The 20,991-nt window shown below is 72.4% G+C and carries 18 protein-coding genes; 15 read left to right on the top strand and 3 right to left on the bottom strand.

All coding sequences use genetic code 11. The features are described 5' to 3' along the window. Positions 1 to 70: 70 nt before the first annotated feature. Positions 71 to 2,200 carry a glycogen debranching protein GlgX gene (glgX, locus tag IF17_RS0104365; RefSeq protein ID WP_030562330.1) on the bottom strand — a complete coding sequence of 710 codons (2,130 nt, stop codon included), beginning with the start codon at positions 2,198 to 2,200 and terminating at the stop codon, positions 71 to 73. 394 nt (positions 2,201 to 2,594) lie between these two features. Here glgX and IF17_RS0104370 point away from each other — a divergent pair, with 394 nt between their 5' ends. Both IF17_RS0104370 and IF17_RS0104375 read left to right on the top strand, forming a co-directional pair. Next, positions 2,595 to 3,830 carry an SAV2148 family HEPN domain-containing protein gene (locus tag IF17_RS0104370; RefSeq protein WP_030562331.1) on the top strand — a complete coding sequence of 412 codons (1,236 nt, stop codon included), beginning with the start codon at positions 2,595 to 2,597 and terminating at the stop codon, positions 3,828 to 3,830. 107 nt (positions 3,831 to 3,937) lie between these two features. After that, positions 3,938 to 4,651, top strand: coding sequence for a 3'-5' exonuclease (locus IF17_RS0104375; RefSeq protein ID WP_030562332.1), 714 nt, complete (start codon positions 3,938 to 3,940; stop codon positions 4,649 to 4,651). 87 nt (positions 4,652 to 4,738) lie between these two features. Here the strand turns inward: IF17_RS0104375 and IF17_RS0104380 are convergent, their stop codons facing one another. Together IF17_RS0104380 and IF17_RS0104385 are read right to left on the bottom strand one after the other, a co-directional pair. Next, positions 4,739 to 5,251, bottom strand: coding sequence for a hypothetical protein (locus tag IF17_RS0104380; protein ID WP_030562333.1), 513 nt, complete (start codon positions 5,249 to 5,251; stop codon positions 4,739 to 4,741). Between the two features lie 64 nt (positions 5,252 to 5,315). After that, complete coding sequence (locus IF17_RS0104385; protein ID WP_030562334.1) at positions 5,316 to 6,182, bottom strand: phosphotransferase enzyme family protein; 867 nt, start codon at positions 6,180 to 6,182, stop codon at positions 5,316 to 5,318. 141 nt (positions 6,183 to 6,323) lie between these two features. Between IF17_RS0104385 and IF17_RS0104390 the strand changes: the two genes are divergently transcribed. The 13 genes from IF17_RS0104390 (at position 6,324) to IF17_RS0104450 (ending at position 20,990) form a co-directional block, all read left to right on the top strand. Continuing rightward, positions 6,324 to 7,247: a carbohydrate ABC transporter permease gene (locus IF17_RS0104390; protein ID WP_030562335.1), complete on the top strand. Its 924-nt coding sequence runs from the start codon at positions 6,324 to 6,326 to the stop codon at positions 7,245 to 7,247. Next, on the top strand, positions 7,244 to 8,083 hold the full coding sequence (locus IF17_RS0104395) for a carbohydrate ABC transporter permease (protein WP_030562337.1): 840 nt from the start codon (positions 7,244 to 7,246) through the stop codon (positions 8,081 to 8,083). Before IF17_RS0104390 ends, IF17_RS0104395 begins: the two co-directional genes overlap by 4 nt. After that, positions 8,083 to 9,381 (top strand): ABC transporter substrate-binding protein, encoded by a 1,299-nt coding sequence (locus tag IF17_RS0104400; protein WP_030562339.1) that lies wholly within the window; start codon positions 8,083 to 8,085, stop codon positions 9,379 to 9,381. Before IF17_RS0104395 ends, IF17_RS0104400 begins: the two co-directional genes overlap by 1 nt. A 55-nt stretch (positions 9,382 to 9,436) precedes the next feature. Then, positions 9,437 to 10,636, top strand: coding sequence for a macrolide-inactivating glycosyltransferase (gene mgt, locus IF17_RS0104405; protein ID WP_030562341.1), 1,200 nt, complete (start codon positions 9,437 to 9,439; stop codon positions 10,634 to 10,636). A gap of 561 nt (positions 10,637 to 11,197) precedes the next feature. Further along, positions 11,198 to 12,403, top strand: a complete 1,206-nt coding sequence (locus IF17_RS0104410) for a S8 family peptidase (RefSeq protein ID WP_030562343.1) — start codon at positions 11,198 to 11,200, stop codon at positions 12,401 to 12,403. A gap of 130 nt (positions 12,404 to 12,533) precedes the next feature. Further along, positions 12,534 to 13,091: a DUF1697 domain-containing protein gene (locus tag IF17_RS0104415; RefSeq protein ID WP_030562345.1), complete on the top strand. Its 558-nt coding sequence runs from the start codon at positions 12,534 to 12,536 to the stop codon at positions 13,089 to 13,091. Then, positions 13,084 to 13,467, top strand: coding sequence for a nuclear transport factor 2 family protein (locus tag IF17_RS0104420; protein WP_030562347.1), 384 nt, complete (start codon positions 13,084 to 13,086; stop codon positions 13,465 to 13,467). The genes IF17_RS0104415 and IF17_RS0104420 overlap by 8 nt, the downstream gene beginning before the upstream one ends. A 116-nt stretch (positions 13,468 to 13,583) precedes the next feature. Continuing rightward, positions 13,584 to 14,246 carry a hypothetical protein gene (locus tag IF17_RS1000000137050; RefSeq protein WP_051883883.1) on the top strand — a complete coding sequence of 221 codons (663 nt, stop codon included), beginning with the start codon at positions 13,584 to 13,586 and terminating at the stop codon, positions 14,244 to 14,246. Between the two features lie 79 nt (positions 14,247 to 14,325). After that, positions 14,326 to 15,087, top strand: a complete 762-nt coding sequence (locus IF17_RS0104430; protein WP_032771751.1) for a DUF1775 domain-containing protein — start codon at positions 14,326 to 14,328, stop codon at positions 15,085 to 15,087. Positions 15,088 to 15,283: 196 nt separating this feature from the next. Beyond that, positions 15,284 to 16,975 (top strand): ABC transporter ATP-binding protein, encoded by a 1,692-nt coding sequence (locus IF17_RS0104435; protein WP_030562353.1) that lies wholly within the window; start codon positions 15,284 to 15,286, stop codon positions 16,973 to 16,975. Beyond that, positions 16,972 to 18,759 carry an ABC transporter ATP-binding protein gene (locus IF17_RS0104440; RefSeq protein WP_030562355.1) on the top strand — a complete coding sequence of 596 codons (1,788 nt, stop codon included), beginning with the start codon at positions 16,972 to 16,974 and terminating at the stop codon, positions 18,757 to 18,759. Before IF17_RS0104435 ends, IF17_RS0104440 begins: the two co-directional genes overlap by 4 nt. A gap of 54 nt (positions 18,760 to 18,813) precedes the next feature. Next, entirely contained in the window at positions 18,814 to 19,872 is a 1,059-nt protein-coding gene (locus tag IF17_RS0104445) for an iron-siderophore ABC transporter substrate-binding protein (protein WP_030562357.1), read from the top strand. 92 nt (positions 19,873 to 19,964) lie between these two features. After that, positions 19,965 to 20,990 (top strand): FecCD family ABC transporter permease, encoded by a 1,026-nt coding sequence (locus IF17_RS0104450; protein ID WP_030562359.1) that lies wholly within the window; start codon positions 19,965 to 19,967, stop codon positions 20,988 to 20,990. Position 20,991: the final 1 nt, after the last annotated feature.

A 20,991-nucleotide genomic window follows, 5' to 3' on the forward strand; every position in this document is an offset into this window, starting at 1 on the left:
CACCCCGGGCGGGACGCTCACCCTTGCCGATCCTGTGGGCAGGGCTTCAGCCGCGACACTGCAGCACGCTTCAGCCGGGACGCCGCAGCACGGTGAGGCTGCGGCCGATCAGGGTCACCTGTTCGCCCTCGGCCACCTTCGGCCCCGTCCCCGGATCCACCCCCTCCGGCCGCGCGGTGTCCACGACGACCTGCCACTGCTCCCCGTGGTCCACGGGGACGGCGAACTCCAGCGTCTCGGCGCTCGCGTTGAACATCAGCAGGAACGAGTCGTCGGTGATCCGCTCCCCGCGTGGTCCGGGCTCGGAGATCGCCTGGCCGTTGAGGAACACGGTCATCGCCTTGGCGTGGGCCGCCTGCCAGTCCCGCTGGGTCATCTCCTGGCCCTCCGGGGTGAACCAGGCGATGTCGGAGAGCTCGTCGTGCGTGCCCTCCACCGGCCGCCCGTGGAAGAAGCGGCGGCGCCGGAAGACGGGGTGGTCGCGGCGGAGCCACACCATGGAGCGGGTGAACTCCAGCAGGTTGCGCCGGAACTCGTCGTCGGGGGCGTCCGGGTCGGGCCAGTGGATCCAGGAGAGCTCGTTGTCCTGGCAGTAGGCGTTGTTGTTGCCCTTCTGCGTCCGGGCGAACTCGTCCCCGTGGCTCAGCATCGGCACGCCCTGCGACAGCATCAGCGTGGCGATGAAGTTCCGCATCTGCCGGCCCCGCAGCTCCAGGACCTCGGGGTCGTCCGTCTCTCCCTCCACCCCGCAGTTCCAGGAGCGGTTGTGGCTCTCGCCGTCCCGGTTGCCTTCGCCGTTGGCGTCGTTCCGCTTGTCGTTGTACGACACCATGTCGTGCAGCGTGAAGCCGTCGTGGCAGGTGGTGAAGTTGATCGAGGCGAGCGGGCGGCGTCCGTCGTCCTGGTAGAGGTCGGACGAGCCCGTCAGCCGCCCGGCGAACTCCGCCAGCGTGCGCGGCTCGCCCCGCCACAGGTCGCGGACCGTGTCGCGGTACTTGCCGTTCCACTCGGTCCACAGAGGCGGGAAGTTGCCCACCTGGTAGCCGCCCTCGCCGACGTCCCACGGTTCGGCGATCAGCTTCACCTGGCTGACCACCGGGTCCTGCTGGACCAGGTCGAAGAACGAGGAGAGCCGGTCCACCTCGTGGAACTGGCGGGCGAGGGTCGCCGCCAGGTCGAAGCGGAAGCCGTCCACATGCATCTCGGTCACCCAGTACCGCAGCGAGTCCATGATCATCTGGAGGACGTGCGGGGACCGCATGAGCAGCGAGTTCCCGGTGCCGGTGGTGTCCATGTAGTACCGCTGATCGTCGGTCAGGCGGTAGTAGGAGGCGTTGTCGAGACCGCGGAAGGAGAGGGTGGGGCCCAGGTGGTTGCCCTCGGCGGTGTGGTTGTAGACCACGTCGAGGATGACCTCGATGCCCGCCTGGTGCAGGGCCTTCACCGCCTGCTTGAACTCCAGCACCTGCTCGCCCCGGTCGCCCCAGGAGGCGTAGGTGTTGTGCGGGGCGAAGAAGCCGATGGTGTTGTAGCCCCAGTAATTGGCGAGCCCCATGTCCGCCAGGCGGTGGTCCTGGACGAACTGGTGGACGGGCATCAGTTCGATCGCGGTGACGCCCAGTTCGGTGAGGTGGGCGATGACCTCCGGGTGCGCGAGCCCCGCGTACGTACCGCGCAGCTCGGGCGGGAGCCCCGGATGGAGCATCGTCAGGCCCTTGACATGGGCCTCGTAGATCACGGTGCGGTGGTAGTCCGTACGGGGGCGGCGGTCGTCGCCCCAGTCGAAGTACGGGTTGACCACGACGGAGCTCATGGTGTGCGGCGCCGAGTCGAGGTCGTTGCGGGCGTCGGGCTTCCCGAAGGGGTAGCCGTACACCGACTCGCCCCACTCGATCTTCCCGGAGACCGCACGGGCGTACGGGTCGAGCAGCAGCTTCGCGGAGTTGCACCGCTGCCCGTTCTGCGGTTCGTAGGGCCCGTGCACCCTAAAGCCGTACCGCTGACCCGGCATGATGCCGGGCAGGTACGCGTGGCGCACGAAGGCGTCGGTCTCGCGGAGCTCCACCGCCGTTTCTGAACCGTCGTCGTGCAACAGGCACAACTCGATCCGGTGGGCGGCCTCCGAGAAGACCGCGAAGTTGGTGCCGGCGCCGTCATAGGTGGCGCCGAGGGGATAAGCGTGTCCCGGCCAGACCTGCATAGATGAGACTCTTCCACTTCTGATCCGGGTGCGGTGGCTTTCCTCGGCCCGTTACTCCCCGAATCTTCCCCGAAAACGGGGCGCGCACCTAGTACGTCACGCGGTGCGGCCGGGTCCCGTCGCCCGCTCCCGGCCGCACCGGTCAACTTCGGACACCAGGGTGCCGCCCCGGACGGGATTACGGCCGCGCCCGGCCGGACGGCGTCCGGATCGCGGCCTTCGTCGGGGTGCCTAATCATTATGAATCCCCTCACTCCACCCGATCTCGCCGCAAGGAACAGGCCGCCGCGAAACGGGAGTTGAGAAACCGGCCCGGCCATCGGGCTGCACCGGATCCCGCTCCCGGAGTACCCTTCCTTGATCGTTGGGTGGGGGAGTGGAAGGCGGTACGCGGGTGAGCTCGGGAGGGTTCGAGCTACCCCCAGGTGACGCAGGTCACGAGGGGGAATCGACCGATGCGCCGCCCGGGGCGGTGTCCCTTGCGCAGCCCATGGAGATCGGCGCCGAGCTGGACTGGGGTGCCGAGGCCTGGAGCGAGGTACGGACCCGGGCGCAGCGGGCCGGGCGCGCCTATATCTGGCTGAATCTGGTCGAACAGAGACTGCGCGCGGTCGTCGCCGCGGTGCTCCGGCCGATCTACGAGCCGGTGCACGGCGACGACTGGGTGGTGGCCGCGGCCGGACCGGCCGGGCAGGAGTGGGTGCAGCGGGCCGTCGCCGTACGCGAGGTGTCGCGCCGCAAGGGCTATCTGCTGGACCCGGCCGACGACAACGTCCTCAGCTTCCTCACGCTCCCGCAGCTGCGGGAGCTGATGGTCCAGCACTGGCCGTGCTTCGAGCCGTACTTCGACGACCGGCGGGACGTCGAGCTGGCCCTCGACGAGCTGGAGGTGACCCGCAACGTCGTCTCCCGCAACCGCGCGCTGAACGAGGCGGTGCTCGCCCAGGCGGAGCGGGCCTCGGCCCGGCTCCTGGACATCCTCGGCAGCGGAGCCTCCGTGCCCTCCGCCGACCGGCTGCCGGTGGACGCGGTGGAGGAGCTGGTCGGCGACCGGTACGCGGACGTGGTCTCCGTCCACCCCGACCGGGTCCGGCTCCAGCGCCAGCTGCCGGCCGAGGACCTGTTCGGCGGGGCGCGGCGGCTGGACGCCATCGGCATAGGCCTCAACCTGCTCGTCCAGAACTTCTCCGGCCGCCGACTGGTCCGGCTCGCCGAGTCGGGGTGCCGGGTCCGGCTGCTCTTCATCAACCCGGCCAGCAGCGCGGTGAAGCGCCGGGAGCGGGAACTGGGCCTCAAGAAGGGCGAGCTGAGCCGCTCGGTGGAGATGAACATCCTCCACATGCGCCGGGTCCGCTCCAAGCTCCGCGACCCGGGCGCCTTCGAGATCCAGGTCTTCGACGAGACCCCGCGCTTCACCGCGTACCTGGTGGACGGCGACGGGGCGGACGCGGTGGGCGTCGTCCAGCCCTATCTGCGGCGCGCCCGGGGCATGGAGGCGCCGGTGCTGGTGCTGCGCGGCGGGGGGCGACGGACAGTGGTGCGGGCGGGGCAGGACAGCGAGGGCGGCCTCTTCGAGACGTACCGGGAGGAGTTCGAGTCGGTCTGGACGGACTCACGCCCGGTGTCGTGAGGCCCTCCTGCTGACACCCCGTCCCGCGTCGCTGTCAGTGCTGCGTGCGAAGGTGTTCATCACTCGGGGGAAGCACCACGGGGGAGCACCACGAAGGAGGTATCGGGATGAGCTGGCATCAGGGACCACTGGTCGGCTTCGACCTGGAGACGACGGGGACCGACGTCGAGACCGACCGGATCGTCACCGCCGCACTGGTCCGGCTGGAGCCGGACGGGACGGTCGCCGAGCAGCGGACCTGGCTGCTCGACCCGGGGGTGGCGATACCCGAGCAGGCCTCCGCGATCCACGGCATCGGCACGGACCACGCCCGCAAGCACGGCGCCCGGGCGGCCTCGGCCGTGGCGGAGATCGCCCACGCGGTCGCCGAGGTGCTGCGCTCGGGGGTGCCGCTGGTGGTGATGAACGCGCGCTACGACCTCTCGCTCCTGGACCGCGAATGCGGGCGGTACGGACTGGACTCCGTCGAGCAGCGGATCGGCGGCGTGCCCTCGCCCGTCATCGACCCCCTGGTGATCGACAAGCACGTCGACAAGTACCGCAAGGGCAAGCGCGCCCTCCAAGCCCTGTGCGAGCACTACGGCGTGACCCTCTCCGACGCCCATGACGCGACCGCCGACGCGGTGGCGGCGGTCCGGGTGGTCCGCCGGATGGGCGAGCGCCACCGCCCGGTCAGCACCCTGCCCCCGGCCGAACTCCACGCCCTCCAGGTCCGCGCGGCCGCCGAACAGTCCGCCTCGCTCCAGGCCTACCTCCGCCGCACGGCGAACCCGACGGCGGTGGTGGAGCAGGCCTGGCCGGTGATCCCGCGGAGCAGGTGACCGGGCGGGGGTGCAGCCAACAGGGGGTCCAGCCGGCAGGGGGTGGAGCCGGCAGGGGGCGTAGCCGTCGGGGGCCGTAGCCGGGCCTCAGAGCTTGCCGAAGATCACTCCGCGCCAGGTCCAGCCCGCATCGAGGGTGGTGTTCCGCAGGGGGTCCGTCAGCTGTGCGCTGTCGAAGCTGAACGACTCGGTCGCTTCGAGGCGGCCGCTCCTGCCCCGCTGGAGGGTGTACTGGCGCGAGACGGTCCTGCCCCCGCCGCGGGTGTACGTCGCCGAGGTCCTCAGCCGCGGAGGATTGCCGACGCGGGTGACTTCCCAACTCTCCTCGACGGCACGCACCTCGGGGACGTCCTCGGCCAGCCGCATCCGGATCCGGATGGCGCGCGTCAGCTGGGACGCGATGAAGAAGGGCTGCCAGGCGGGCTCGGCGATCCGCCACTCCGCCACCAGATCGGCGCCGTGCGCCGCGCCGTCGCTGATGAGGTAGGGGACATCCGGCCCGTTGAGGCCGAGCAGGGCCGTCCGCAGCTCTCCGGCCGGTCGTGGCACCACCCCGGCCTCGGGGTGCCTGGTCCCGGTCAGCTTGTCGAAGAGTCCCATGGGGTCCAACCTACGCTCCGCGAACGCGGCCGGTCGCAGATGCATCTGCCCTGCCCCTGCCCCTTCAGAAGGGGTACCAGCGGACCTCGGGGTCCCCCTCGCGCAGCGACGCCACCCTGCGGCGGAATTCGGTGAGTGCCTTCGGGTTGGCCGGGGCGTGCTGGGCGACCCAGGCGCAGCTGGCCGTCTCGCGGGCGCCGCGCAGGACCGCGCAGCCGTCCCACTCCCGGACGTCCCAGCCGTACGCGGCCGTGAACGCGTCGTAGGCCGCGGGGTCGAGGCCGTAGCGGTCGCGGGAGAGGGCGAGGACGACCAGGTCGTGTTCCCGCAGGTCCGTGGAGAAGGTCTCCAGGTCGACCAGGACCGGGCCCTCGGGGCCGACATGGACGTTGCGGGGGAGCGCGTCGCCGTGGATCGGGCCCGGCGGCAGGTGCGGGGTCAGGGCGGCGGCCGCGGCCGCGAAGCCGTCGCGGCGGCCGCGGAGGTAGTCGGCGTCGTCCGGGTCGATCGTGTCGCCCGCCAGGGTCAGCCAGCGCTCCACCCCGCCGAGCAGTTCGCGGCGCGGGAGCGTGAAGTCCGCCGGGGCCGGGAGCGCGTGCACCCGGGAGAGCAGGGGCGCCAGGTCGCGCGGCTCGGTGGGGCGTACGGGGTCGGGCAGGCGGTGCCAGACCGTCACCGGGTGGCCCTCCACCAGGCGCATCCCGTGCTCGGCGACCCGTACCGCCGGAACGCCCGACGCGGCGAGCCACTCCGCGACGGCGACCTCCCGCTCCGCCCGGGCCGCCAGCTCCGGGTGGCCGGTGGCGTCCCGTCCGACCTTCACCACCAGACCGTCGGCCGCGAAGACCGCGTTCTCGCCCAGCGCCAGCAGCTCCGCCGCGCCGGAGAAACCGGCGGCCGTCAGCACCTCACGCGCACGCATCTCGTCCATGGGTGCGATTTTCGCATCCGCGCAGGCCACCTTGACGAACCGACGGCCCGTCAGCACGATGGCCTGGGCCACCAGGACGGCCAGAACGGGATGAAGTGTTCCTGAAGCGCGCAGAGAGGATCATTTGTGGCGTTAGCGGGCGTGAAGCGGCAGTCCGGGGCGGATGGCGCACACCCCCGGCCCGGCACCGCGGCCCGGGACCGGGCCGCCTGGTTCCTCGTGCTCCCCGCCCTCCTCCCGATTCTGATCCTCAGCGTCGGCCCGCTGCTCTACGGCATCGCGCTCGCCTTCACCGACGCCCAGTCCGGCCGCACCCGCTCCACCCAGTGGATCGGCACCCTCAACTTCCAGGACCTCCTGCACGACACCCTCTTCTGGGACTCCTTCCGGATCGGCCTCCTCTGGGCGTTCGGCGTCACCGTCCCGCAGTTCCTCCTGGCCCTCGGCCTCGCCCTGCTCCTCAACCAGAAGCTCCGGCTGCGCTGGCTGGCGCGGGCGCTGGCGATCATCCCCTGGGCGATGCCCGAGGTCGTCGTCGGCATCATGTGGCGCCTCGTCTACAACCCCGACGCGGGCATCCTCAACGAGACCCTCCGCGACCTCGGCCTCGGCGACGGCCGCGACTGGCTCACCGGTCTGGCCACCGCGCTCCCCGCCGTGATCCTCGTCGGCATCTGGGCCGGCATGCCCCAGACCACCGTCGCCCTGCTCGCCGGACTCCAGAACACCCCGCACGAACTCCACGAGGCGGCGGCCCTGGACGGTGCGGGCGCCTGGCGCCGGTTCCGTACCGTCACCTGGCCCGCGATCAAGCCCATCGCGCTCGCCATCAGCGCCCTCAATCTGATCTGGAACTTCAACTCCTTCGCCCTCGTCTATGTGCTGACCAGCGGCGGGCCCGGCGGGCGGACCCGGCTGCCGATGCTCTTCGCGTACGAGGAAGCCTTCCGCTACGGGCAGTTCGGCTACGCCGCCGCCATGGGCTGCGTGATGGTCGCGGTGATCTCCGTGATCCTCGCCTGCTGTCTCGTCGGCCGGATCAGCGCAGGAGGCGAGCAGCGATGAGTCTGCCCACCAGCAGGGCCGCGCGCGCCGGGCAGTACCTCGCGCTCCTCGCGTACCTGGTGTTCCTGGCCTTCCCGTTCCTCTGGCTGCTCTCCACCGCCTTCAAGCCCGCCCGCGAACTGGGCTCCCTGCACCCCACCTGGATCCCCGACAACCCCACCCTCGAGAACTTCCGCCAGGCCTTCGACGAGCAGCCGTTGCTCCAGGCCGCCGCCAACTCGCTGATCGCCGCCGTCTCCGCCGCCCTGATCGCCGTCGTCATCGCGACCCCGATGGCCTATGTGATGGCCCGCCACCGGGGCCGGCTCGCCACCGCCGCGACCGGCTGGGTCGTGGTCAGCCAGGCGTTCCCGTTCGTGCTGGTGATCATTCCGCTCTTCCTGGTCCTGAAGAACCTGCATCTGATCAACACCCTGTGGGGGCTGATCCTGGTGTACGTCGTCTGGTCGCTGCCCTTCGCGCTGTGGATGCTCGCCGGGTATGTGCGCGCTGTGCCGGCCGAGCTGGAGGAGGCCGCCGCCGTGGACGGGGCGGGGCGCGTACGGACCCTCGTCTCGGTCGTCGCCCCGCTGCTCGCGCCCGGGATCGTGGCCACCGCCCTCTTCGCGTTCATCACCGCGTGGAACGAGTTCTTCTTCGCCCTCGTTCTCCTCAAGACCCCGGAGAAACAGACCTTGCCGGTCGTCCTCACCCACTTCCTCGGCGCGGAGGGCGTGGCCGACCTCGGGCCGCTGGCCGCCGCCGCGTTCCTCGCCACGCTGCCCTCCCTCGTCCTCTTCGCCTTCATCCAGCGCCGGATCACCGGAGGGATGACGGCAGGGGCGGTGAGGGGCTGATGCGCCGCACCCTGGCCCGGCGGGCCGCCGCGGCCGCCGCCGTCCTCGCCCTCCTGCTCACCGGTTGTTCCAGCACCGACGACGGCAGGGACGCCGACGGCACCATCCGCCTCAGGTTCCAGTCGCTGGCCTGGCAGAAGGAGTCCGTCGACGCCAACAAGCAGCTGGTGAAGGAGTGGAACGCCGCTCACCCCGACGTCCAGGTCGACTACGTCCAGGGCAGCTGGGACAACGTCCACGACCAGCTGCTCACCTCCTTCGAGGGCGGCGAGGCGCCCGACATCATCCACGACGCCTCCGACGACCTCGCCGACTTCGCGTACGGCGGCTACCTCGCCGACCTGCGCCCCCTCCTCCCCGAGCGGCTCAAGGCCGACATCCCCGAGCAGTCCTGGCGCACCACCACCTTCGACGGCGGGATCTACGGCGTCCCGTTCCTCCAGGAGCCCCGGGTCCTGATCGCCAACACCGAGATCCTCAAGGCGTCGGGGGTGCGGATCCCGACGCCGGAGCAGCCCTGGAGCTGGGCGGAGTTCCGGCAGGTCACGAAGGAGCTGACCGGCAAGGGGCGTTACGGGGTCGCCTGGCCGCTCAAGGAACCCGTCTCCGTCACCCTCAACCTGGGCCTCTCCGGCGGCGGGCAGCTCTTCCACCGTGACCCGGACGGCAAGGCGGAGCTGCGTTTCGAGGAGGGCGACCGGGTGGTGACCGGGACCATCCACGACCAGGTCAACACCGACCGCAGCGCGGCCCGTACGGCGCTGGGCATGGGCGGATCGGACGCCCTGCCCGGCTTCTTCGGCGGCCGGTACGCCATGCTCCCGCTCGGCTTCGCCTACCGCCAGCAGGTCGTCGAGCAGGCCCCCGAGGGATTCGCGTGGACGGTGCTGCCCGCTCCGGCGGGCAGTGGAGGGCTGGCCCAGGGAGTGAGCCCGCAGACCCTCTCCGTCGCCGAGGACAGCCCGCACAAGGAGGAGGCCGTCGCCTTCATCGACTTCCTGCTGCGGCCGCCGAACATGGTGCGCCTCGCCCGGGGCGACTGGATGCTCCCCACCGGCACCACCGCCCTCGCCCACCCCTCCCTGCACACCACCGAGAACGGCTGGGCCACCGGGACCGCGCTCGTCGGGCAGCTGCGCCCGGCGCCCGCGCAGACCGTACGGGGCTACCCCGAGTGGAAGGACAAGGTGGCGACCCCCGCGCTCCAGGAGTACTACAGCGGCGCGATCGACACCGATGAGCTGCGGAAACGGCTGGTCGACGACGGGAACCGGGTCCTGGCCCGCTATCAGCGCTGAAGAAGGCGGCGAAAATAACTAGACGAGACGTTGCGTCTCGCTTAGGGTGAAGCACATGACGGAATCCCCGCGTGCCCACATCGCCATGTTCTCCATCGCCGCCCACGGGCATGTGAACCCGAGCCTCGAAGTGATCCGCGAGCTCGTCCGCCGTGGGCACCGTGTCAGCTACGCCATCCCCGCCTCGTTCGCCGGCAAGGTCGCGGCCACCGGCGCCGAGCCGGTGATCTACACCTCGACCCTGCCGACGGACGACGACCCCGAGGCGTGGGGCACGGAGCTGATCGACAACATCGAACCCTTCCTCGCCGACGCCATCCAGGCCCTCCCGCAGCTGATCGCCGCCTTCGACGGCGACGAGCCCGACCTCGTCCTGCACGACATCACCTCCTATCCCGCCCGCGTCCTCGCCCACCGCTGGGGCGTCCCCGCCGTCTCCCTCTGGCCCAACCTGGTGCCCTGGGAGGGGTACGAGAAAGAGGTCGGCGAGCCCATGACCGCCGAGCTGAAGCAGACCGAACGCGGCCAGGCGTACTACGCCCGCTTCGACGGCTGGCTCGCCGACAACGGCCTCGGCCATGTCCCCAGCGACGACTTCGTGGCCCGCCCGCGCCGCGGCCTCGTCCTGATCCCCGAAGCGCTCCAGCCCAACGCGGACCGGGTGGACCGCGACATGTACACCTTCGTCGGCGCCTGCCAGGGCGACCGTGCCGACCAGGGGGAGTGGGAGCGGCCGGCCGGGGCCGGGAAGGTGCTCCTGGTCTCGCTCGGCTCCTCGTTCACCAAGCAGCCCGCGTTCTACCGGGAGTGCGTCGCGGCCTTCGGTGACCTGCCCGACTGGCACGTGGTGCTCCAGATCGGCGCGCATGTCGACCCGGCCGAGCTCGGCGACGTACCGGCGAACGTGGAAGTGCACGCATGGGTGCCGCAGTTGGCGGTGCTGAAGCAGGCCGACGCGTTTATCACCCACGCCGGGGCGGGCGGCAGCCAGGAAGGGCTCGCCACGGGGACGCCGATGGTGGCCGTGCCGCAGGCCGTCGACCAGTTCGGCAACGCCGACATGCTCCAGGCGCTCGGGGTGGCCCGGCACATCCCGATGGAGGAGGCCGACGCGGTGACGCTGCGCGAGGCCGTGCTCGCCCTGACCGGCGACCCGGAGGTGGCGGAGCGGTCCGCCCGGCTGCGCGAGCAGATGGCGAAGGAGGGCGGGACGCCCCGCGCGGCCGACCTCATCGAGGCCGAACTGTCGCTCTGAGCTGGTCCGCACTGTTCCTCTGAGCGGATCGGCCGGACTGATATCCGGACGTTGTGCGCCCCGTCCTGCCCGCCGTGCGACACGGTGGTGCGGGGCGGGGCGTCCGTCTGTGCGCTGCCGGTGGTCGTTGCATCTGCACGCACCCCCCGGGTGACTCCACATCTCCGGCAGGGGACTTCACCCCTCTCGCGCACTTCTTCACGCACGTTCACATGTCTTCACGCATACCCGTGTGCGCCCGGCGGTGTCCCTCCCGGGCGTTCGCGGGTGCGGTCAGCGATGGAGGGAGGGGGTCGGTGACGCCCCTGAGCTGGTGATTCGCCGGTGGGTGAGCGTCTTCGGGGTGCGTCGATCCGGCTTTGTTGCCTGCGTGTTGACGGTCACCGCCCGTTGTGACCCGCCATGGCCGATTTCTTATTACGAAACCTTGTTGAGTAAGTCACAGCTGCAAGGGGGTCTTGATCTGTGCTCGTCAATCGGTCAGGGTTTCGAGCCAACCCCCGGAGATCTTCCGGCCGGAGGTCAATCCCCCCACAGAGATTGACGAGGAGACCCCTCTTCATGGCCAAGCACCAGCGCACCGTCACTCGCCGGACCAAGCTGACCGCCGCGATCACCGCCGTGGCAGCCGCAGCCGGAGTCACCCTGTTCGGAACCTCGTTCGCCGGAGCCTCGCCGGCCCCCATGGGCACGGTCTACGGCGCGGACGCCGAGACCGCCGTCTCCGGCAGCTACATCGTCATGCTGGGCGAGAAGGCGGACAAGTCGAAGCTCGCCAAGGAGTACGGCGGCAAGCTCCAGCGTAACTACTCCTCCAGCATCAACGGCTTCTCCGCCAGCGGACTTTCGGAGACCGAGGCCAAGCGCCTCGCCGCCGACCCGTCCGTCGCCAAGGTGGTGCAGAACAAGAAGTTCAGCATCAACGCCACCCAGGAGAACCCCCCGTCGTGGGGTCTGGACCGGATCGACCAGGCCGAGACCGCGGGCGACAAGGCGTACAACTACCCCGACGCCGCCGGTGAGGGCGTCACCGCGTACGTCATCGACACCGGTGTCCGCGTCACCCACGAGGACTTCGAGGGCCGCGCCACCTCCGGCTTCGACGCCGTGGACAACGACGACGACGCCGACGACGGCAACGGGCACGGCACCCACGTGGCGGGCACCATAGCCGGGGCCGCGCACGGCGTCGCCAAGAAGGCCAAGATCGTCGGCGTCCGCGTCCTGGACGACAACGGCTCGGGCACCACCGAGCAGGTCATCGCCGGCATCGACTGGGTCGCCGCCAACGCGTCCGGCCCGTCCGTCGCCAACATGAGCCTCGGCGGCGGCGCCGACCCCGCCCTCGACGAGGCCGTCCAGAAGGCCATCGCCGCCGGCATCACCTTCGGTGTGGCCGCGGGCAACGAGTCCAGCGACGCCGGCCAGGGCTCGCCCTCCCGCGTCCCCGACGCGATCACCGTCGCCTCGTCCACGGAGGGCGACGAGCAGTCGGACTTCTCCAACTTCGGCCCCGTCGTGGACATCTACGCCCCGGGCTCGGACATCACGTCGACCTGGAACGACAGCGACACCGGCACCAACACCATCTCCGGTACGTCCATGGCCACCCCGCACGTCGTCGGCGCCGCCGCCGTCTACCTGGCGGGCCACCCGGACGCCACCCCGGAGGCGGTCGCCACGGCGCTGACCGAGGGAGCCACCCCGGACGCCATCTCCAACGCGACCGAGGGCACGGCGAACAAGCTCCTCAAGATCGTCGAGTAGGACCCACCGCCGGACGGAGGCGCCCCACCGCCCCCGTCCGGCACCGCTCGCGCACAGCAGCCGCCGCGCCCTCCCCCACGGGGCGCGGCGGCTGCGCGCCGGAGGAAGGATCGCTCTAGTGTGTGGGGCCATGACGACGAAGTACGCGGCGCTGCTGCGCGGGATCAATGTGAGCGGCCACAAGAGGGTCCCGATGCCGGAACTGCGCACCGTGCTCGGTGAACTGGGGCACACCGACATCGCCACCCACCTGCAGAGCGGCAACGCCGTCTTCCGCAGCGGGGACCAGGACGAGAGCGCGCTCGCCGCCGCCCTGGAGCACGCCCTGCACGAACGGTTCGGCTTCTCCGTCGACTGCATCGTCCGCAGCGGCTCCTATCTCGCCGCCGTCGCCGACGCCTGCCCCTTCCCCGCCGCCGAGCTGGAGGGCAAGCAGCTCCACGTCACCTACCTCGACCGGGCGATGGAAGCCGACCACCTCGCCGGTCTCGCCGGCCTCGACGCACCGGCCTACCTGCCGGAGGCCTTCGAGCTCGGCGACCGCTGCGTCTACCTGTACGCCCCCGACGGACTCGGCCGCTCCAAGCTGGCCGCGGCTCTGGCACGTCCCCAGCTCACCAAGGGCCTCACCGCCACCACCCGCAACTGGAACACCATGGCCAAACTTGTGGAGATGACACGTGTCTGAGCCGTCGCCCGCCGTGGCCGCAGCCATCGAAGGCGAACTCCGCCTGCTGGACCCGGTGGTACGCGCCTCCGCGGATCTCCTCGCCGCCCTGCTCCACCCCGAGTTCCGGGAGATCGGCACCAGCGGACGGCTCTGGGACCGGGAGTCGATCATCGAGGCGCTCACCGCCGACGACGCCCCGCGCCCCGGCCCGCTGACCGCCTCCCGGATGCGGGGCACGCAACTCGGCCCGGATCTGGTGCACCTCACCTTCGACACGGAGTCCAAGGGGCTGCGCTCGCACCGCAGCTCCCTGTGGCGGCTGACCGGGGCGGGGTGGCGGCTCTACTTCCACCAGGCGACCCCGTTCGTCGACGACCCGTTCGCGGAGGTCTGAGCCTCTCCGGCGGTCCGAGCCTCTCCGGCGGGCGGCCGGGGGCGAGTTCGGGAGGATCACCGACTTCCCCGGCGGGCTGACGGACCGGGCCCGCCGTGCCCCATGATGGGGCAGCCATGCCGAGCGCCGCAGAGACACACGACCGACGCTCCGCCCGGGGCCCCGGAGCCGGAGCGGCCGTTGCCGCTGTCCGGGCCCTGGTCTTCGCCGCGACCAGCACGGCCCTCGCGCTCTGCACACACCACCTGTCCTCCGGGCAGGCGGTACCGGGATGGTCCGTGCCGCTCGCGGCCGGGACGCTGTTCCTCCTCGCCCTGCCCGTCGCGCGGTTCGGTGAAGCCCTGCCCGTCGCGCGACGGGGCGGGGCGCTGCCCGTCGTGCTCGCGGCGACCGGCGCCGGACAGGCCGCGCTGCACCAGCTCTTCGCGGCCGTGCAGAACGGCACCGCCTCCGCGCCGCACCGGCACGGCACCGGACCCGACGTCCACCAGGCCTGGCACGCGGACCACCGCCTCGCGGTGGTGATGACGGCCGGACACACGGTCGCCGCGCTGCTGGTGGGCTGGTGCATGCAGCGCGCGGACGCCTCCTGCCGGACCGTGGCCCGGCGCTTGGACCACACGCTGGACCGGTGGCTGGGCGGGCCCGCCCCGGCGGGGCCGTTCCCGGGGCGGCGCCCCCGGACCGGGCCGCCGCGGGCATGGTCCCCGCCCTCCCCGTACAACCGCACAGCGCTGAACCACACGGTGGTACGCCGAGGGCCTCCCGCGACGCGCTGATCCGCGCCGCCCGACCGGGGGCGCGCTTCCGCGCGCCCGTACACCGTCACCTCACCTGCACCTCACCTGGGAGATCCCTGTGTCCACCTCTGTACGCGTGCGAGCCGTCCGCCGTTGCGCCGGCGTCGTCGCCGCCGCGATAGCCGCCACCCTCGTCCTGGCCACCCCGGCCTCCGCCCATGTGGAGGTCGGGTCCGAGGGCGCCCGTGCGCTCGCCGAGAACGTCACGCTGAACTTCGACGCGGCGACCGAGTCCGACGCCGCGGGCATCACCAAGCTGGAAGTGTTCCTCCCGAAGGGGATCGCTCCGGCCGATGTCACCTACGGCAAGGGCCCCGCCGGCTGGAAGCTCGCCCCGACCGACAAGGGCTTCACCGTGTCGGGCCCGCCCGTGGCGGTCGGCACGGACGTCGCGGTCTCCGTCGTCGTCCGGCAGCTGCCGGACGCGAAGTCGCTGGTGTTCAAGACGCTCCAGACGTACGACGACGGGCGCGTCGACCGCTGGATCGAACTGGAGGAGTCCAGCGGCGGCGGGCACGGACACTCCGCGCCCGTGCTGAAGCTCCAGGCGGCGGCCCCCGGCGCCGAGCCGGTCGCCCCCACCCCGAGTGCGAGCCCCACCCCCAGTGCGAGCCCCACCTCCGCGACCCCGTCGCCGTCCGCCCCGCCCGCCACCGAAACCGCGGACGCGAAGCCGACGGCATCGGACCGGGCAACGGCCACGGCCGAGGAGGACGGCTCGTCGCCCGCCCTGCCGATCGGCATCGCCGTCGCCGTACTGGCCCTGGCCGGCGGCGGTCTGTGGTGGTTCCTCAAGAGCCGCCGTACCGGCACCGCCTGACTGGCCCGGTCCCACGGCCCTGCCCTCGGGCCGTGGGGCCCCGCGGCCGCGCCGGACGCCCGCAGCCGGAGATCCCGCAGGGGGCGGGGGTCCCGGCCCCGGCAGATGCAGGTTAGCCTTGCCTTCGTTTGGCTGGAGAAGGATGGCTGGAAGTCGCCTCTCCGCCCTTGTCCGGTACATGCTGAGGAGCAGGTGAGTGGGGGCTGACATGTCCGGGCGCGGTGTCATCCGCCGCGCCGTCGCGGGGCAGCGCCGGGACGTCGTCGTCGGTTCGCTGCTGGGCGCCGCCCACCAGACCGGCGAAGCGCTCGTCCCCGTACTCATCGGCCTGATCGTCGACCGTGCCGTGGTCCGCCCCGACGGCGGTGCGCTCGCCCTCTGGCTGGTCGTCCTCGCCGTGGTCTACGCGATGCTCTCGTACGGCTTCCGCTTCGGCGCCCGGGCCGGTGAACGCGCCGCCGAACAGGCCGCGCACCAGCTGCGCCTGGACGTCGTACGCCGGGTCCTCGCCCCGCACGGCGGCGCCGAGGCCGGACGGCCGCCCGGCGCCCTGGTCAACGTGGCCACCGAGGACGCCCGGCGGGTCGGGGCCCTCAACATGGCCCTCACCCTCGGCATCGCCGCCGTCGTCGGCGTCATCGCGGGAGCGGTCCTGTTGCTCCGCGCCTCCGTCCCCCTCGGGCTCCTCGTCCTGATCGGCGCCCCGGTCCTCATGGCGCTCGGCCACTACCTCGCCCGCCCCCTGGAACACCGCAGCCAGGCCGAACAGGAGCGCGCCGCCCACGCCTCCGGGGTCGCCGCCGACCTGGTCGCCGGGGTCCGCGTCCTCAAGGGCCTCCGGGCCGAAAGCGCCGCCGTCGCCCGCTACCGCTCCACCAGCCAGGCCTCCCGCGAGGCCAACGTGCGCGCCGCCCGCGCCGCCGCACTCCAGACCGGCCTGATGCTCACCCTCACCGGCGCCTTCATCGCCCTGGTCGCCCTCGTCGGCGGACGCCTGGTGCTCAGCGGCTCCATCGGCCTCGGCGCCCTCGTCTCCGCCGTCGGCCTCGCCCTCTTCCTGCCAGGACCGATCGCCGTACTGGCCTGGGTCGGCGCCGAACTCGCCAAGGCCCGCGCCTCCGCCGCCCGCATCGCCGACGTGCTGGCCGCACCCGGCGAGACGACCGGCGGCACCACGGAGCCCGCCACCCCCGCCTCCGGAGAGCTGCGCCTGCACGGCCTCGGCCACGCCGGGCTCCACGGCATCGACCTCACCGTCCGGCCCGGCGAACACCTCGGCATCGTCGTCACCGACACCGCCGACGCGGCCACCCTGCTGCACTGCCTGGCCCGCCGATGCGACCCGGACCGGGGACACGTCGAACTCGACGGCACACCGGTCACCGAACTCGCCCCCGCCGCCCTGCGTTCCGCGCTCCTGGTGGCCGAGCACGACGCCCAGCTCTTCGACGGCACCCTCCTCGACAACGTCACGGCCGCCGCCCCCGCCGGAGCCGACCCGCAGCCGGCCATGGACGCCGCCGCCGTCGACGAGGTCGCCGCCACCCTGCCCGGCGGCACTTCCGGGCGGATCGGTGAGCGCGGCAGCTCCCTCTCCGGCGGCCAGCGCCAGCGCGTCGCCCTGGCCCGCGCGCTCGCCGCCGACCGCCCGGTCCTGGTCATCCACGACCCGACCACCGCCGTCGACGCCGCCACCGAGGCCCGCATCGCCACCGGCATCCGCCGCGCCCGCACCGGCCGCACCACGGTCCTGGTCACCAGCAGCCCCGCCCTCCTCGCCGCCACCGACCGCGTCGTCCTCATCGACGGCGGCACCATCACCGCCGAGGCCCCGCACGAGGACCTCGTACGCGACCATCCCGTCTACCGCACGGCGGTGCTCACATGACGACCACCCCATCGGCAACATCCGGCATAGCCGACGACAGCGCCGAGCTGCTGCCCATCGCCACCGGCGCCCGCACCCGGGCCGCCCTGCGCACCCTGATCCGCCCGGACCGGGGCCGCGCGATCCTGGGCCTCGGCGTCCTGGTCGGCGCCACCGCCGTAGGGCTCCTCGTCCAGCCGCTGCTGGGCCGCATCGTCGACATCGTCGCCGACGGCCGCCCCGCCGACGCCCTCACCCTGCCCGTCGTCCTCCTGCTGGTGGTCGCGGTCGTCCAGGGCGTCACCACCACGCTCGGGCTGACCCAGGTCGCCCGGCTCGGCGAGACCGTACTCGCCCGGCTGCGCGAACAGTTCATCGAGCGCGCCCTCCAGCTCCCCGCCGACCGCCTGGAGCGCGCCGGGGCCGGCGACCTCACGGCCCGGGTCACCGGAGACGTCGCCCGGGTCGCGGAGGCCGTCCGCTCGGCCCTCCCCGAGATGGCCCGCTCGGTCCTCGCGATCGTGCTGACCCTCGGGGCGATGGCCCTGCTGGACGTACGGTTCCTCCTCGCCGCGCTCCTCGCCGTACCGGTCCAGGCGCTCACGGCACGTTGGTACGTGACCCGGGCCGTCACCGTCTACGCGGACCAGCGGGTCGCCAACGGGGCCCAGCAGCAACAGCTCCTGGAGACCATCGGGGGAGCGGTGACCGTCCGCGGCCACCGGCTGGAGGAGCAGCACACCGAGAAGAGCGCGGCGCGCTCGCGCAGGGCCGTCGAGCTGACCATGCGCAGCGTCCACCTGGTGCTGGGCTTCTACGCGCGGCTGCACATCGCGGAGTACATCGGGCTGGCCGCCGTCCTGGTCACCGGGTTCTTCCTGGTCCGTGACGGATCCGTATCGATCGGTACGGCGACGGCCGCCGCCCTCTACTTCCACAGCCTCTTCGGACCGGTCAACGCCGCCCTCGTCCTGCTGGACGACGCCCAGTCGGCGGCGGCCGGGCTGGCGCGGCTGGTCGGGGTGACCGACCTCAAGGAGAGCGCGGTACGGCTGCCGCACCATCGGACCGGGAGCACGTCCGAGGCCGCCGTCACCGTCGACGCCGTGAGCCACGCGTACGGTCCCGGCCGCACCGTCCTCCACGAGGTCGCCCTCACCCTCCGCGCGGGCGAACACGTGGCGCTCGTCGGGACCAGCGGGGCCGGGAAGTCCACCCTGGCCCGGCTCGTCGCGGGCGTCCAGCAGCCGACCGGAGGCACGGTCTCCGTGGCGGAGGGAAAGACAGCCCCCTCCGTCGTCCTGGTCACCCAAGAGGTCCACGTCTTCACCGGGACCCTCGCCGACGACCTCCGCCTCGCCCGCCCCGACGCGACCGACGCCGACCTCCGTACCGCCCTCGCCACCGTGCACGCCCTGGAGTGGGCCGAGGCCCTCCCCGAGGGGCTCGCCACCGTCGTAGGGGAGGGCGGCCACCGCCTCGACCCCGCCCGCGCCCAGCAACTCGCCCTCGCCCGGCTCGTCCTGGCCGACCCCCCGGTCGCCGTCCTCGACGAGGCGACCGCCGAGGCGGGCAGCGCCGGCGCCCGGACCCTGGAGCGCTCCGCCGAGGCCGCCCTCGCCGGCCGCACCGCCCTGGTCGTCGCCCACCGCCTCACCCAGGCCGTCGCCGCCGACCGGATCGTGGTGCTGGAGGCCGGCCGGGTCGTCGAGAGCGGCACCCATGACGAATTGCGCACCGCCGACGGCCCGTACGCGGCGCTCTGGCACGCCTGGTCCGGCAGCCGCGCCGCACCCCACCTCTGACCCCCACGCCCCTGTCACCCCGTGGCACGCCCACCCTCCCGAAGGAATCCCGCCATGCCCCGCATGTCCCAGCGCACCCGGCTGACCGCCGTGGCCGCGTCCGCCCTGCTGCTGTTCGGAGCCGCCGCCTGCGGGTCCGGCGAGAGCGACGACAAGGCCGCGCCGTCCGCCGACAGCGCGAAGAAGGGGGCCTTCCCGGTCACCCTCGACCACAAGTACGGCACCACCACCGTCAAGAACGACCCGCAGCGCATCGTCACCGTCGGCCTCTCCGACCAGGACGCGGTCCTCGCCCTCGGCAAGGTGCCGGTCGGCACGACCGAGTGGTTCGGCGAGTTCAAGGGCGCCATCGGCCCCTGGGCCGAGAAGGCGCTCGGCGACAAGGCGCGCCCCACCGTCCTGCACGACGACGGCACCGGCCCCCAGGTCGAGAAGATCGCCTCGCTCCGCCCCGACCTGATCCTCGCGCTGTACTCGGGCCTCACCAAGGACCAGTACCGCACCCTCTCCAAGATCGCCCCGGTCGTCGCCCAGCCGAAGGAGGGCGCGGACTGGGGGATCTCCTGGCAGGACCAGACCACGCAGGTCGGCAAGGCCCTGGGCAAGAGCGACGAGGCCAAGGCACTGGTCGCCAAGACCGAGAAGCACATCGCCGACGCCGCGGCCGCGCACCCCGAGTTCAAGGGGAAGACCGCCGTCATGGCGACGCCGTACGAGGGCATGTACGTCTACGGCCCGCAGGACAACCGCTCCCGCGTGCTGACCGGCCTCGGCTTCCAGCTGCCCAGCGGTCTCGACAAGGTCGTCGGTGAGGCGTTCGGCGCCAACATCAGCAAGGAGCGCACCGACCTCCTCGACACGGACGCCGTCGCCTGGATCGTCACCGACCCGGCCAAGGACGCCAAGAAGCTCCACGCCGACCCGCTGTACGGCAAGCTCGACGCGGTCAAGGAGGGCCGCGAGGTCATGATCAAGGAGAGCAGCCACTTCGGCAGCGCCATCTCCTTCGTGACCCCGCTGAGCATCCCGTACACCGTCGACCGCCTGGTCCCGATGCTGTCGGCCGCCGTCGACGGCAAGACGGACACGAAGGTCGTCCACCCCGCGTCCTGACGCCTCCCCCCCGGTCCGTCCCGCCCCGCGCGGGACGGACCGGACGCCCTGACCGACCCACCCCTGAGGAACCGGACCGTGGAGCCAGCCCCGTGACCCGCCCCGCCCGATGGCGCCCCGCCCTGCTCGCGGCCTCGCTCGCCGCCGTGCTGGTGGTGCTGTGTCTGCTCTCGCTCGGGCTCGGCGCTCTCCAGATCCCGCCCGGTGACGTCCTCAAGGCGCTCCTCGGCCGCCCGACCGGCCCCCGGATCGAGGACGTCATCTGGTCGGTGCGCGTCCCGCGTACGGCCCTGGGGCTGGCCGCCGGGGCGGCGCTCGGCCTCTCCGGCTGTGTGATGCAGGCGCTGACCCGCAACCCGCTGGCCGACCCCGGCATCCTCGGCGTGAGCGCCGGGGCCGCCTTCGCCATCGTGCTCGCCGCCGGGGTCGCGGGGATCGGCTCGCTGCTCGGCTACATCTGGTTCGCGTTCGCCGGGGCGATGGCGGCGAGCATCGTCGTCTATCTGCTGGGGCGGATGGGGCGTTCGGGGTCCACGCCGGTGAAGCTGGCCCTCGCGGGGGTCGCCGTCACCGCCGTACTCTCCTCGCTGACCAGCGCGATCGTCCTCACCGATCCGGCAGCCCTGGACCGCTTCCGCTTCTGGTCGGCCGGCTCGCTCGTCAACCAGGACGCCTCCACCGTGCTGCGGATCCTGCCCTTCCTCGGCCTCGGCGCCCTTCTCGCGGTGGCGAGCGCGCCCGCCCTCAACAGCCTCGCCCTCGGCGACGACGTGGCCGCGTCCCTCGGCCGCAAGCTCGGCCTCGTACGCCTCCAGGGCGTCGTCGCCGTCACCCTCCTCACCGGGGCGGCGGTCGCGGTGATCGGCCCCGTCGTCTTCATCGGCCTGGTCGTCCCGCATGTCGCGCGGGCCCTCGCCCAGTCCGCCGGACTCGGCCCGGACCACCGCTGGCTGCTGCCGCTCTCGGCGGCGCTGGCCGCCGGGCTGCTGCTCGGCGCGGACATCCTCGGCCGGGTGATCGCCCGGCCCGTCGAGGTCCAGGCGGGGATCATCGTCGCCTTCATCGGCGGCCCGTTCTTCATCGCCCTGGTCCGCCGACGCCGGCTCGCGGAGGTATGAC

The sequence above is a fragment of the Streptomyces cyaneofuscatus genome (assembly GCF_000718135.1).
Taxonomy (GTDB): domain Bacteria; phylum Actinomycetota; class Actinomycetes; order Streptomycetales; family Streptomycetaceae; genus Streptomyces; species Streptomyces cyaneofuscatus.

What these genes read in the sequence shown, in the direction of transcription:
- glgX (WP_030562330.1), bottom strand. Translation starts at nt 2,200, where the DNA reads ATGCAGGTCTGGCCGGGACACGCTTATCCCCTCGGCGCCACCTATGAC.
- IF17_RS0104375 (WP_030562332.1), top strand. Translation starts at nt 3,938, where the DNA reads ATGAGCTGGCATCAGGGACCACTGGTCGGCTTCGACCTGGAGACGACG.
- IF17_RS0104380 (WP_030562333.1), bottom strand. Translation starts at nt 5,251, where the DNA reads ATGGGACTCTTCGACAAGCTGACCGGGACCAGGCACCCCGAGGCCGGG.
- IF17_RS0104385 (WP_030562334.1), bottom strand. Translation starts at nt 6,182, where the DNA reads ATGGACGAGATGCGTGCGCGTGAGGTGCTGACGGCCGCCGGTTTCTCC.
- IF17_RS0104395 (WP_030562337.1), top strand. Translation starts at nt 7,244, where the DNA reads ATGAGTCTGCCCACCAGCAGGGCCGCGCGCGCCGGGCAGTACCTCGCG.
- IF17_RS0104400 (WP_030562339.1), top strand. Translation starts at nt 8,083, where the DNA reads ATGCGCCGCACCCTGGCCCGGCGGGCCGCCGCGGCCGCCGCCGTCCTC.
- mgt (WP_030562341.1), top strand. Translation starts at nt 9,437, where the DNA reads ATGACGGAATCCCCGCGTGCCCACATCGCCATGTTCTCCATCGCCGCC.
- IF17_RS0104410 (WP_030562343.1), top strand. Translation starts at nt 11,198, where the DNA reads ATGGCCAAGCACCAGCGCACCGTCACTCGCCGGACCAAGCTGACCGCC.
- IF17_RS0104415 (WP_030562345.1), top strand. Translation starts at nt 12,534, where the DNA reads ATGACGACGAAGTACGCGGCGCTGCTGCGCGGGATCAATGTGAGCGGC.
- IF17_RS1000000137050 (WP_051883883.1), top strand. Translation starts at nt 13,584, where the DNA reads ATGCCGAGCGCCGCAGAGACACACGACCGACGCTCCGCCCGGGGCCCC.
- IF17_RS0104440 (WP_030562355.1), top strand. Translation starts at nt 16,972, where the DNA reads ATGACGACCACCCCATCGGCAACATCCGGCATAGCCGACGACAGCGCC.
- IF17_RS0104445 (WP_030562357.1), top strand. Translation starts at nt 18,814, where the DNA reads ATGCCCCGCATGTCCCAGCGCACCCGGCTGACCGCCGTGGCCGCGTCC.